This is a genomic window from Pseudomonas sp. ATCC PTA-122608, from assembly GCF_001952855.1.
Taxonomy (GTDB): domain Bacteria; phylum Pseudomonadota; class Gammaproteobacteria; order Pseudomonadales; family Pseudomonadaceae; genus Aquipseudomonas.
Genome location: NZ_LPNO01000052.1, coordinates 358,703 through 371,332, shown reverse-complemented (window position 1 = coordinate 371,332; position 12,630 = coordinate 358,703). Strand labels below are relative to the sequence as shown.

At 43.2% G+C, this 12,630-nt stretch carries 16 protein-coding genes; 6 read left to right on the top strand and 10 right to left on the bottom strand.

The window, feature by feature from the left end:
- Positions 1-141: 141 nt before the first annotated feature.
- The 7 genes from AU074_RS35030 to AU074_RS29395 form a co-directional block, all read right to left on the bottom strand.
- Positions 142-471 (bottom strand): DUF2845 domain-containing protein, encoded by a 330-nt coding sequence (locus tag AU074_RS35030; protein WP_076017686.1) that lies wholly within the window; start codon positions 469-471, stop codon positions 142-144.
- Between the two features lie 113 nt (positions 472-584).
- On the bottom strand, positions 585-866 hold the full coding sequence (locus AU074_RS29420; RefSeq protein WP_076017685.1) for an addiction module antidote protein: 282 nt from the start codon (positions 864-866) through the stop codon (positions 585-587).
- Positions 863-1,171: a type II toxin-antitoxin system RelE/ParE family toxin gene (locus AU074_RS29415; RefSeq protein WP_076017684.1), complete on the bottom strand. Its 309-nt coding sequence runs from the start codon at positions 1,169-1,171 to the stop codon at positions 863-865. Before AU074_RS29415 ends, AU074_RS29420 begins: the two co-directional genes overlap by 4 nt.
- 448 nt (positions 1,172-1,619) lie before the next feature.
- On the bottom strand, positions 1,620-2,393 hold the full coding sequence (locus AU074_RS29410; protein WP_076017683.1) for a hypothetical protein: 774 nt from the start codon (positions 2,391-2,393) through the stop codon (positions 1,620-1,622).
- A gap of 141 nt (positions 2,394-2,534) precedes the next feature.
- Positions 2,535-3,146 (bottom strand): hypothetical protein, encoded by a 612-nt coding sequence (locus tag AU074_RS29405; RefSeq protein ID WP_076017682.1) that lies wholly within the window; start codon positions 3,144-3,146, stop codon positions 2,535-2,537.
- Positions 3,147-3,216: 70 nt separating this feature from the next.
- Positions 3,217-3,957: a hypothetical protein gene (locus AU074_RS29400; protein ID WP_256576984.1), complete on the bottom strand. Its 741-nt coding sequence runs from the start codon at positions 3,955-3,957 to the stop codon at positions 3,217-3,219.
- Positions 3,958-4,124: 167 nt separating this feature from the next.
- A complete protein-coding gene (locus AU074_RS29395; protein ID WP_076017681.1) occupies positions 4,125-4,871 on the bottom strand; it encodes a hypothetical protein in 747 nt (248 codons plus the stop codon).
- A 169-nt stretch (positions 4,872-5,040) separates the two neighbouring features.
- Here AU074_RS29395 and AU074_RS29390 point away from each other — a divergent pair, with 169 nt between their 5' ends.
- Both AU074_RS29390 and AU074_RS29385 read left to right on the top strand, forming a co-directional pair.
- Positions 5,041-6,627, top strand: a complete 1,587-nt coding sequence (locus tag AU074_RS29390; protein ID WP_143503736.1) for a hypothetical protein — start codon at positions 5,041-5,043, stop codon at positions 6,625-6,627.
- Complete coding sequence (locus tag AU074_RS29385; RefSeq protein WP_076017679.1) at positions 6,624-7,292, top strand: hypothetical protein; 669 nt, start codon at positions 6,624-6,626, stop codon at positions 7,290-7,292. Before AU074_RS29390 ends, AU074_RS29385 begins: the two co-directional genes overlap by 4 nt.
- A 10-nt stretch (positions 7,293-7,302) precedes the next feature.
- Here AU074_RS29385 and AU074_RS29380 read toward each other — a convergent pair whose 3' ends face one another.
- Together AU074_RS29380 and AU074_RS29370 are read right to left on the bottom strand one after the other, a co-directional pair.
- Complete coding sequence (locus AU074_RS29380) at positions 7,303-7,980, bottom strand: hypothetical protein (protein WP_076017678.1); 678 nt, start codon at positions 7,978-7,980, stop codon at positions 7,303-7,305.
- Positions 7,981-8,449: 469 nt separating this feature from the next.
- Positions 8,450-9,247: a hypothetical protein gene (locus tag AU074_RS29370; protein ID WP_076017676.1), complete on the bottom strand. Its 798-nt coding sequence runs from the start codon at positions 9,245-9,247 to the stop codon at positions 8,450-8,452.
- Positions 9,248-9,322: 75 nt separating this feature from the next.
- Between AU074_RS29370 and AU074_RS29365 the strand changes: the two genes are divergently transcribed.
- Positions 9,323-10,561 (top strand): hypothetical protein, encoded by a 1,239-nt coding sequence (locus AU074_RS29365; protein WP_143503735.1) that lies wholly within the window; start codon positions 9,323-9,325, stop codon positions 10,559-10,561.
- 42 nt (positions 10,562-10,603) lie between these two features.
- Here AU074_RS29365 and AU074_RS29360 read toward each other — a convergent pair whose 3' ends face one another.
- Positions 10,604-11,380, bottom strand: coding sequence for a hypothetical protein (locus tag AU074_RS29360; RefSeq protein ID WP_143503734.1), 777 nt, complete (start codon positions 11,378-11,380; stop codon positions 10,604-10,606).
- An 85-nt stretch (positions 11,381-11,465) separates the two neighbouring features.
- On the opposite strand from AU074_RS29360, the gene AU074_RS29355 reads away from it, so the two are divergent.
- The 3 genes from AU074_RS29355 (at position 11,466) to AU074_RS29345 (ending at position 12,451) form a co-directional block, all read left to right on the top strand.
- On the top strand, positions 11,466-11,771 hold the full coding sequence (locus tag AU074_RS29355) for a hypothetical protein (RefSeq protein ID WP_076017673.1): 306 nt from the start codon (positions 11,466-11,468) through the stop codon (positions 11,769-11,771).
- Positions 11,771-12,007, top strand: coding sequence for a hypothetical protein (locus tag AU074_RS29350; RefSeq protein ID WP_076017672.1), 237 nt, complete (start codon positions 11,771-11,773; stop codon positions 12,005-12,007). The genes AU074_RS29355 and AU074_RS29350 overlap by 1 nt, the downstream gene beginning before the upstream one ends.
- A gap of 90 nt (positions 12,008-12,097) precedes the next feature.
- Positions 12,098-12,451 carry a hypothetical protein gene (locus AU074_RS29345; protein ID WP_143503733.1) on the top strand — a complete coding sequence of 118 codons (354 nt, stop codon included), beginning with the start codon at positions 12,098-12,100 and terminating at the stop codon, positions 12,449-12,451.
- Positions 12,452-12,630 lie beyond the last annotated feature (179 nt).

The window sequence follows — 12,630 nt, the reverse complement described above, 5'->3', positions numbered from 1 at the left end:
TGTGGGTTCCTTCCATTCCGAAAGAAGAAATGTCCATAACTGTTTGATGGGAAAGAATGCTTGAGGGGAAATATGAGTGTAAAATTATAAGGTCTACCGTCTAACAAAAACTAGAGAGATAGGTTCCTAACAGTTAAGACTCTAATCCCATTTCAATAGATTACCGGAGGGCTCGTTGCGTCGAGTATCTACTCGTATCAATTTGTCGTTGATAAAAAGCATGTACTGATATGCCCCGCCGTTTGGACCGTAGACTAAAACCTCTGTTTTCTGCGCCCCTTTTCGTGGCACTCCATTATTTCGCATTACAGGCCCATCACTATCCTGTGCGACAGGCTGCCCGCATGTCTGAAGAACGTTTTCAAGCGTGTCACCTGAATTTACCAGCTTTGCTCCACAGCGAGAAGCCGCACTCGCTTCATTTAAAATAGAGCAAAGCAGAACAATTGCCGCTAATCGCTGGGCTAACATAATTTGAATCGCCCTTAGTTTGGTAGATATTCATTTCCGGCTTACAATAGACATCTTTAGAAAGCACGTTAGGCAGCTTGTAGGCAATCTTGGTATTGAGCTTGATGAACGGGTTATACGTGCTGGGCAGTCAGCTTCACGCCAAGAGCATTCATAACCTTCAAAACCGTGTCATACCGAGGCTTCGCGCCCGGTGCCAGAGCCTTGTAGAGCGATTCCCGGTTGATGCCCGCATCCTTCGCTAGCTGGCTCATTCCACGCGCTTTAGCGGCTTCTTTAAGCGCCTGCAGGAACACGTCAGGGTTTGGGTCTTCCAAGGAAATGCTCAGAAATTCTGCAATTTCTGCATCGTTGTTCAGGTAGTCAGAAGCCTCAAAAACCTTCAACTCTCTCATTTTCTTTCTTCCTTCTCGATCTCATCGAGGATGGATTTCGCTAGCTTAATGTCACGCTTCTGAGAACCCTTGCTACCGCCGCATAGTAGCAGATAGACGACTTCACCACGGCGCGTGTAGTACACACGGTAGCCCGGACCTACGAAGATACGCATTTCGCTGATGCCGTCTCCTACTGGCTTACAGTCACCAAAATTGCCGTTTTGTGCCTGCAAGATGCGGTTCGTGATTCGCAGACGTGCAGTCACGTCCTTCAAGGCTTTCAGCCAGTTGTCGAATTCGTGGGTTCTGATGAATGTGTTCATGGATCAAGTGTAGCCGAACGGCTACACTCTAGCAACTGATGACCGACGGTATGAAAAAGGCTATTAGAACCTTTGTAGAAAGACGTTTTGGTATCTGATTATGATTTCATCAATTCGAGCTAAGTCATTTGATTTGTGAGTTCGGTTTGGAGTGCTGAAATGTTCAATCAGAAATTTCTTAGATAGTCCTCTTTCGAACAAACCCTTGGCAATCTTTTTTGCAATGTGGATTGTCATGTCTAGGTTTTCACGTTCTGCGATTGTTTTGAGTGAATCGACTTTGTACATTGCGTAAAGGTGGCGAACTAATGCTGATTTTTTTGCTGCGTCAGATGCCCTTTCTGATGATGCTGAATAATGTGCCATGATAATTAATGATTGTTTGATATTATAATTATAGCATTCACAAATATAATATTACCGCATAAGGACATGTCCTTTTTCTATGTTATTGCTTTTCTGGTTCGCCAAACTTCAAGCGTATCATTTCTTCAAGGTCACTCTTGAGCTGATTGAGTTCATTTAACTCTTTATTCATTTCCTCCGTGGCTATTTCGTGGGTCATTGAAAGGACAATCGCCACGGCTAAACTCGTTTCGACACAAGCCAAAAGCGACCTTTCATATTCAAAGCTGTTGGTATTATATAAAGCCAAAGATTCAAATAGGGTCATGCCTGACATTTCATCGTCAGTGATTCTGGTATGAAGCGTGACCGTTTTCGCGTTTGGATGAGCGCCAAAGTCGATTGATGCAAGGTAGAGAGCGTACATCCACGATCCAAGCTGGTTGGGATGTAGCAGGTCAATCTTGTCCCTAGCATCAGCAATGGGTTGTTTGAACGCTTTCTTACAGGCTCTAAGGTGATCTGATGAAACGTCGCGTTGCATCCACACGTCAGACAGTGCTTCATCCTTACTCATCAGGTATGCATAACAAGCGGTTTCCAAGGCTGTGCGTAACGTAGGAAAGACGCCAGCCGCATGACCAGTCAGGCCAATCCTGAACCCTGTCATCAGTAGGTAGCGAGCATTGAGGCGCAGTGTGTGAACAACCAGATCATCAGGAACGTTTTCGGGTCCGGTGATGTGCTTGCGAAGGTATGAATCTAAAGCATCCATCATCGCTACGTAAGGCGAATCTCCTGCCAAAATCTCGTCTTGGTTCTCGTTGCAGGCAGTCAGGAACGACCGAAACGAGTCATCGCCATTGCTCTTGAACATGGAAATTCCTGGGTGTAGGTTCTGAAAAATTTATGAAGTATGTCAGAACAGGATCTGAACAACGTCAGAAGGAGGTCAGAAAGGGTTCGGATGTGCGTCTGACGTAGAAATGCTGCCAGTTAGGTAGCGCGTAACGTAGATTCAGATTTCGCGTGGAGCTGGGTAGTGGTGGTCAAAAAGTGAGCTATAACTGCCGAAAAGAGCATTGTAATTTTCCCAAGCAGTTGCTCCGCTGGACTCATAGAAGGTGAGGGTGGTTTCTTTGCCCATTGCTTTCGGCTTCGTCAGCACCTTGTTAGCGAGCTTCCAATATTCACCTAGCTTCTGGTCGTCCGCTTTTCTAGGAATTGGGTAGCGTCCCGCCCACACGACTGATTCTTGATAGAACCTGAGAATCCGCTTCTCGTTCACGTTTCGCTTCATGCCTACCAGTGTTGCTAGCTCATTCAGATCGTGGATCTCAGGTGCTGGTTCGCCCCGGCTCACAATAACGGCTTTCATGATGACTTCCAGAGCTAGTCCACAAAGCATGTGATAGACCGGGAAGCAAGCTGTGGACATGCTGAAGCCATCACTGAACCCAAGCGTTTCAGTGATTTCACGATGATTCCCACCGTGCATCGAGTACCAGATTGCGCCTGCAGATGCGTTAAGGTCGCTGGCACGATTCAGCCAGTGGTTTCGGTGGTTCCTATCCTCAACGAGCGAAGGACGTTCATAGAAATCTTCGTAATCATCAATTTCATCATTCATCGAAAATCCTCTTATTATATGCCGAACACAAAAAAGCCCCTGTGACGGGGCTTCTTGTTTGTAGCGTGTATCAGGAATGCAGGGTGAAATCCGAAAGACCAGTTTTCTCGCTCAGAGCTTTAATGATGTTGACGCGAGTGGCTGGAACCTCAGTGTTGTCATTGAGGGTGATGGTTGAAGGGTTCAAAACGTCCTTCCCATCTTCTTTCTCAATTTTGAAGCCAAGGAACTCAAAGGCTTCGCGGTCTTGTTCAAGGTTCGGAATGGCACGACCGGCACGACCGGCGAACGTGATTTTCTCGCCTTTGTTGTTGCCGATTACGTGGTCAACTACAGGACGGGATGCGCGTGTCCCTTTTGTTGTTTCGCCCGACTCGCCAGCATTCTTGGATTTGCGGGTTTTGACGCTCTTCAGGGCGCTGTCAGTACCTTTGATGACTTCGGCTGCAATGCTATGAGCCAAATCACGGAACTCATCGCCGTAGGCAAGAAGAATCGTTTCAAACGTGTTGCTACCGCGAATGGCTTTGTACTGATCTTTGATGTTCTTTTGATCGTTGCGAGCTTTTTTCAACTCGGAGTACAGAGTGTCAACCAATGCTTCGTCTTCTGAAGAACCCGAAACTGCTGCCGATGCTGAGGCTTTCGACAATTTCAGTTGCAGTTCAGAAAGCGCATTGTTGTTGCTGCGGGAAGTGATTTTTTGGAAAATCGCATTACCAAGCGATTTTGCTGGCTCTGCAAAATTGCCAGCCAGTGCTTCATCAAAGCTGGTTTTGGCTGCGCTTGGAGCTTTTTCGGTGTTAGCCATGTTGTGAATCCTTCCGTTTTAAATTGCGAAATTTGGTTTTGAATTGCTTGGTGCTGAAGCTAATTCAAGACAAAACCTTTGTCAATTCCATTTCTTTGGAAATCCAAAAATTTCATAATCAGAAAGAAAATAAAGCCCCAAAACGGGGTTTTCATGAAGATTCCGCTTTATTCGACAGCTTCTTTAGGAACGATTGAATACCCATCGAAAGCTGTTTTTTCTATGATAGCCCTAACGATGGAGGAACGTGCTGCTCCGTGTTCAGCGCCCACTTTATCTGTAAATGTTGGTGGTACAAGCACTTCCTTTCCATCTTCATCGGCAATGGTAAAGCCCAAGAATGCAAAAGTCTCAGCATCTTGTCTGAGATTTGTTGCACCACGTCCCATACGCAAGGTTAACTCAATCGACTCATCGCCTTTCGATATTATATAAGCATTTGCCAATCTTGGACCTTTATCGCTTGGCGCCTTGTCAGTCTTGTTGCGTGGGGTTTTAGTCTTGGTTGGATTGGCTAGCGCTTGCTGGGTCTTGTTCAAAACTTGCAATGCGAGACTGTAAGCAATCTCCTCAAATGCTGGGTCTTTCGAGTAAGAAGCAAGGATTTGAGAGATAGAAAACTTCTGAGAAATTTCGGCTAACGCAGCGGTGTTTTTTTTCTCTTCATCTTTGATAGTTTTGAGTTCAACCATCAGTGAATGTGCTGTGTCGTCGTCAGCATTGCTGATGGCTGTTTTGATTTCTTCGCGTAGCTCACGAATTTTTTGACTTTCGCCAGAAGAATTTATAAGTGCGTCAAGCACGAATTCTCCCACTACTTTTGCGGCTGGAAGATGGTCAGACTTTTCAATAACAAGTGAATATTGTTCTTTCGCTGAAAGGTTTTCTTCTGTGTTAACTGTCGAGTCAGTCATTATTTATCCGCTTAAAGAGCATGAAATTTTGGTGCGACAATGTACCAAAATAAAGGGTTCTGTTCAATTGAAGAATGCATGACGCAAATTTTGAGCCCTAAAAATGGTAAAATACGGGTATAACAAAATTACATTAAACATGGCAAAGCTAAATTCACTCGCGTCCTCAATGGCAAATTTATTTAAAAAAGTCTACAACCCTCCGGTTGATCATATTTCATTTGGTGATGTTGAAGATGAGTTGCCGGAAAACGGTATGAGTTCAGAAAATGACCCAATGAATGAGTGGGGGAGTATTTCTGGTCATCGCATTACGGCGGGTATTTCTAAGTTGAAAAAACAATCGGAGGAAGCGTTAACAGAAGAGGAAGATAAAAAATTAAGACAGAAGTTACAGGAATACTGTACTGAATATAATCTGACTCTACATCCTGTATTTATGACGGGTAATTACGTGTTGAAAAACGCTCAAGGTGTAGAGACCTTCAATTTCAAACCAAGTGGCTCTTTTACTCACAATGGCTATGACTTGGTAGGTCAACACTATAAGGACATGTTGATTATCTCTGCTGGTCAATTCAAAGGTAACTCCAAGATTGTCTTTCCATTCGTGGCAGAAGATGACCCGAAAATCCCTAAGGAATTGCAGGAAGCAAATCTTCGATTGGCGATAGTCACCATGCTCGAAGAAGGCATAGAGATAGACAGAATAAAAATAAAAAGCAAAACTTGGGCGCATTTGGTTGGCGAGTATAGAAAAGAAGATGTTAAGAACGTCTCTGCCAATGAATCAGGTGTGCAGGCTGGTGAGGATTATAATAAACCTGAATCGCAAGCCCCACCAAAAGTGCTAGAACAGTCTGCATCAGAGGTAAAGACAAAACCTAACTCAAACGAGTTAAGCGGTAAGCAAGCTGAAAAACATATTGACTCATTGCTGGATGTTAATTCGCTTGTGAATATGGAATACGCAAATCAAACTAAAACAGTTCAAATTCCTGAAGATTTTAAAGCGTTGTCAGATGAGCCAGTTTTGAAAAGCGATGCTTCTAAATTCAGCGTTGAAGGAGAAAAGTCGAGGCTGGAAAAAGAGTTGCGTTGGGCATTAGAGACTGCAGGAGGAGATGCATCTATGCTCATGAACCAAAATCATAGTTTTGCAAAACGAAATTATGAAATAGCTTTTGAATTAGATGGAGAGACAGTAACGATTACAAACGATGTTCCTGCAAAGGATGGAAATATACATAACGTCATTCTGCAAACAAAAGACTTGAACGATGGAAAGCTTTATAGAGAAAAGGCTATTGAGTATGCTCAGGATAAAAAGTTAATTGGTAAGAGGATGGGAGGTGATGTGCAAATCGCAGTGGAAAATATCCTTGCTGAGTCTAATGGAGACTATGCAATTTTCAACAAGGATATCGAAAGATTTTCTAATTCATACAGGGATAAAGAAGGCAAGGATTATTCGAGCGGGTTCACGCCAGACGGAAAGCATTACATAGTCAGCACAGAAGTGGACTATCACAGGGCTGAAACAAAGGTTTCACTGGATAACGAAATAGGGCGCGCATTGGTGAAAAGCAAAGCGGCTAGTGAAAATCCAACCGTGAGGGCGGAATCTCCGGCTGCGAAAAATCAAGATAGTTTTGACTCGATGTTTGAGCCAAGCGTTCATGCAGCGCCAAAAAAAGAAGCCGCAGCAAACGAGCAGGAAGCGGATAAGAAAAAATCTGCGAAATTCAAAATATGATGAGCCTGTTCAGAAAATCGGGTAAGCCCGAGAGGGTGATTGATGAGAGTGTCTTGACTGATGCTTTCACCAAAGCTGCGAAAGACAAGCTCGTAAAATGCCTTTCAGTCGCTACTCAGAGAATTCCCATCGTAGTGGCGGTATCAGAAAMTCACTCGCCAAACGGGCGGGAGTGGCTTTTAGCGTCAGGTGAGAACTACCACATCCGAGACATTTCCCATCTACAAGCACGCCTTCTGAAAGCAATGCAGATCAATCTTGCTGAGGAATTTTCAATCAGTGCCACTGATGAAGGTCAGTTTGCTCTGTCAGTGTTGCTCGATGAGGCTCCAAGCCTCATAGGGACGTTGATTGGGATTGTTGATGAGGTAGTGGGCGATTTGCCCGAAGATCTTGCCAGCGGAGCCTTGGAGCCGTTGCAAAAAGCCTATACGGATATGCTTGGACGCTACCTTGCGAAAGACCTGAGTGACTTCTTCATAGAGAATCCTCGCCTTGTAGAAGCGGTGGCTCGACTGGAAGGCTCGAAAGGTCCGCACCTTGTCAGCGTTCAAGGAAGCCTGAAAAGCATGCTGGACCGGACACTGCAGAAGGACAAGCCTGTCCTGTTCGATGACCTATACATCCGAGACACGTCTACCACATTCAAAAAAGAAGCCCTGTAAGGGGCTTTTTTCATAACTGCACGATTTCATCACTCTGAGCAACGGATGGAAGCCGATCAGCAATCAAGTCGTCCAATAGTGCTGCAAGGTGATGCTTTCTGATGTTCCTACCACTGAATAGCTCAAGAACGTGGAATGGCGTCAGATAACTCAATTTGACGATTGAGTAACCTGTTCCTACATATGCTCTATCCAGAGCCAGCAAATTATTACCGTAGTGCGGGTTTACGTCATTTGGTTGTAAGAGCGTGTGCTTGAAAAGGCTATATCGTGCATCCAATAATTCTAGATATGCTCTGATAAGTACCTCTGCATCTGCGGTTTGACTTCGATTGAATTCGGGGTTTTTTCGTAGGGTACGCATGATTTCTGCTATTTTGCTACTGGATATGGATTGCTCGACTGGCAGAAACGAGAATTGGTTATTGAAGTGCTTACATATAGTGTCGTCATAAACGTCGATTTGACTGGTAATAACCAACTGCTTTTTCTCGAATTCAGTCTGATGACGATTTGGCGTTACTATAAGCTTATTTTTTAACTGGGTAATTTGCTCTTGAATGGCTAATCGTTCTGCGTCTGCTAAATTCAGTGCGTCATACGTGTCGATGTCAGGCGCATCATCGAAAGAAAATGCATCAGCGCTGAGTTGAACCAAAGTTTTAGAAGTCTCTCCATTATCTGCCATTATATTTCCTCCCTTTTGAAGCGTGTTAATGTCTTCGAGATTGCTATCCCAGCGCCGATAGGTAAGACGATGTAAGCCAACATTCCTAGAATTACCATTGGCATTTGGGAATTGAGCTGTGTGAAAGTCACAAGCCAATCTACGAATGAGAAATTATAGGCGTGTTGAAAGAACTGGCTGATGCATATCAATGAGCAAAATGAGAAAAAGGCTATCTTCAAAACCTTGTCTGTTTCGACGTTCATCATCAGATGGTAGATGATGTTTGCGATTAAGATGAGTAACCCTACTTGAATCAATCCATTACGGTTCATGTCCATCCCCTTTGTTAGGTAGAAGAAAAGGATGGCATTGGCAATAGTAGGATAGAGAAAATCAGCTCTGGTGAATAAATCTCTTGCTCGTAGAAATGTGGTTTTGATGCTGTTTAATAAAATCATTTTATGTAGTTTATTGGTTATACTTGCAATTATATCATTTTATTTTGGTAATCCATGTCTTCCGCATTTAATACGTACAAAAAGTATTTTCGTTCGGGACAGTTATCTGACGTGAATACCCCAACTGGTTTCTGAGTGACGGAATCCATAATGAGGAAATAACTCAACCGTTCATCCTCAGATTCAGCAATCGCTATGAGAAAATGTGGTCGCCTAGTCATTCTCATTCCAGCGATGAGAGGTAAAAACTCAGTGCCTTCTTCATTACAAATTTCAATTTTTGGGTTTATGACCTGAGACGTATAGATTTTGATTTTCTCGAGTATGTCAGAGGTGTAGAGAGCGGCTGGTTCGGTTAAGGTTGGCTTATAGGCTGAATCGTAGCGTGAGGCTGAGTCAAAGTTTTCGCTGTACCACTGATTGCCCGTATCCAAATCCACGATTTTGGAGAAGAACTGACTGAATCCTTCGCGTAGAAAAAGCTCTGTATCGCACGGTATGCATCCGTTCCAGTTTCTTTGGAAATGCCATTGGCTATGACCGTTGGTCTTGACTCTGTACCCAATGTCCAATCGGTCAAGGTGAGCGTCTAGAATTTCATCGCAGAGAAAATGACAGACAATAGTTTCATTTTCTGCGATTAGCGGATTTCGAAAGCGCTTGAAAAGTAACAAGGTCTTGGGATTGCATTTGTAATTGCTGAATTTCGAAACTTGGATAATTCTTTCTGCTGCCTTTGGTTTCGGTCTTGCCCCCGGCTTGTGTGTCGAGAAATGCCTAAAAGATATGTCAGCAGTTTCGTAAATATCATCATTTATGTTCGTCATGTTCAATATATTTTTGGTTTAGCATATTATAGCATTTTCAAATGCTATAATTAAATGAAACAAGCTAGTAAAACTATGAATGATAACGAACCAAGATCTTTGCCCGATATGATTTTTCAAGACTATGACAGTGGTGTCCCAATCAAGAAGCTTGATTTTGGAAATCCTGAACCTAAGGTTGAAGAAAAACAACAGGCTGAAATCCCTCGAATTGATACCAAAACCAGCCAAATAATCGACAAGTTAAACTCCTTCATATTGAGAAGTGGTTTCGCTTCCCAGTTGAAAATAAGTTCCAGTATCAGCCCTCGCGGTGAGTACGTGGAAGGCGATTTGCTGTCGAATCATGAGCCAGTGGATGAAGTCCTTACCCTTGCAGAGCATGAAGCACTGAACGCGCCGGAGGCTCGTTTTGAAGGGTATACGGCTGGCATTGTTGGCTCTGACGATGATGAAGAGCAGGAAGAGCAATTTGAGGAGGTGGTAGCAGAGACTGATGTGGTTGATGAGCCAGATGACTTTTTTGATGAAGAGGAAGAAGCCCCACAGACCAACGACGTTCACACAGCGGTTGAAGCCGATGCAGATGAGTACGTGTTTGAAGATGAGCCCTACGAGTCGTTGAGTGGCGTAGGGGTGGTGTCAGAGCCAGTGGCTGTTGAATCCGTTCAGGCTGGGTCTGAGCAAGTGGCTGAGATCAAGGCAGAAGAGGTCGTAGATGATGAGCCTGAGGTTTTCGTTCCCGTAGAGGATCTGACTGTACCCGGCGTTCAGGATGGTGAGACTGAGTATGAGTCGTTCATGCCAGCCAGTGACATCACAGTCCCTCCACACGTTGAGGACCAATTCCATGAAATTTTGCCTTTCCTTGCACCACCCGAACAGGAAGAGGTTCAAGAACCTGGAGTAGAAGCTTCTGAGGTCTTTGAAGCTCTTGTGTTTGCTCCTACGCCTATACGTAAGCCAGTGCCTACACAGCTCGAAAGACACATCAGAACGGTCGAGAAAGCACGTCAAGCGCGCCTTACCATCGAGAACAAGCCTGAACATCTATCAGTAACTGCTTTAGAGCGTTTGAGGGTGCTAAGCGACAAGTCCTATCAGGGTAAAATCGGAAAACTCTATGCGATTAAAGAAGCTCTTCCATACGCAGAGGATTTTAGGCATATGCTCGAAACCTGTGATTTTGAAGGATTGAGAGAAATTCAGCGCTTACTCAACAAAACCTTCGATTTGAAAAAGCAGGAAGAAAATTCTGAAATTGCGAAAGAGAAGCTTTGGTATGGTAGTTACAAGAAATTCTACAAGGACTGAAAAGTCAGTTAAAAAGAAACCCCGTCACTGGGGTTTTTCTTATTATATTGATACGCCAAGCTTTTGGAGCGTCGTGATGAAAACGGTTGCGGTGTGAGGTAGATCGATGATGAGCGCTGAGAAAGCCATAACTACTAAGGGTTTTGCCCACGATTCTCTACTGTTCCCATCTGCAAATTTCTTTATCCCGTTTAATCCAATGAAGAAATAAACAAATCCAATACCTTGACATAGTAATAAAAACGTTTTTAGGTTTTCCAGAAATTTGGCTTTTGCGTCACTGTCGGTATCCATCAACCTATCTTTAAGCGCTCCTGATATTTCGCTTGACGCAGTGTCCCAGCATCCGCTGTTGCTCGCGAATTTATCAACCAACTGGCTTTCTGTTAACAGGCACATCTCTGTGCTATCGCCACGTATTGTGTGTAATGCGGTGTTTACTGTCTGTGATGCCGACAGCATGAATACACCAACAAAAATGAATATCAATGGTCCTTTCTTCGATTTTCTTGGTTCGTCTGCGATGAGTTTTAGGTTGTAAAGACCGCTTAGCAATGTGCCTAAGCCAATCAGAACGACACCGGCATGCACTGCAAAGATGAGTGAAGAGATTAAGGCTTCCTGAGCATCCCTTGCGGATTGGGTGGTTGGAGTTGTGCTGTCTGCTCCATCCAGACCACCTGAGTGTTCTATGGGTGCAGGGTCTGAGACTGGAAAGGTAATTACGCCTGAATCATCGGCTTTTACCGCTATTGAGAATAGAAGCAGACAAGCCATTATTGCAATGAATGCAATTGTTTTTATTTGTATGTATGTCATTGTAGTTTGTATTTATTTGTACATATTATAGCATTTGGCCTTGTCTAATATGCTAAAATATGGCTTATAACAAACAGCACACATAATGTACGTATTGAGCGAAAGCGAAGAACTTAAAAAAACGAAAGAAAAAGCATTGGTTGAACTGAATAAAAAGGGAGTCTTTGAAGCGGATGTAGTCCGTGCAGGGTTTTCATTGTGGGTAAAATTCCTACCATCACTAGATAAGAAGAATTATCCAAGACTTGCGGCAAAGTTAAAGTCAATTACCAAAATGCACAGCATAAGCCCGAAATTCCATGACGGATTCAAGGTGGATAACGACATGTCGAGCTTGAGCAAGCTGAATGAAGTGAGCGATGAATTAATAAGAAAAGAACTGGTGGATTGATGATTACTAAATTAGAAAGCCTAGCCTTGGAGAAGGTTGAACGTGAAAAGCTTCTAGAAGCCGAAAGAGAAAAGAGGGCTTTGAGGGAAAAGATGAAGCAGAATGACAATACACCTATTCACATAGATCAACGTTGGAGAGCGAACAAGGCTGAATTCGAGTCCCTGAAACCCTATATCAGAACCTTGCGTAAAAAGAAGACGTGGAACGAAATGCACAAGGACGTACCGGTCTAAAATTTATTGGGTGAATTAATTTTGTTAAGTTAAATTCTGGTAGCCCAAAATGCTATAATTCGATTATAAAACCAGATAAAGTAAATCGAAATGAAATATAAAATAAGAATGGAAGAAGTAGATGCAAGTGAATTGAAGAAAAATAAGCCTGTTTACAATGGCATTTCTCTGCTGAACGAAACCGGTAAAAAGCGCATTAAAGATATGAAGGGTTCAAGGCTGGACATGGTTGATAAAGCCTTGCTCTACGCTTATGCATTTGAAAAGCATTATCTCAATGAAGATGGCGAATTTGATTTGAGACTCGATGGGACGCTAGCCCTTGAACCCCCATCAAAAATTGAGTGCTTTAAATACGCAAAATCTCAGATGAAAGAATTTCATGGAATCGTATTTGCCGACTTTGAAATCAGCGAAATAAAAATGATTTTCTTCGGAAGATAAAATAAAGGCCTTAAATGGCTTTTTCTTCGTTTATTAAATGCTACTATTTGTAAGCAACATAAATAATGTAGTTATGTAGTTTGCAAACACAGAGTCGAAAGGCTCTGTTTTTGTTTCCGCCATTTGGCAAATGGTATGATTACTTCATAAAAAACAAAACACTATGGCAGATCTAAAAA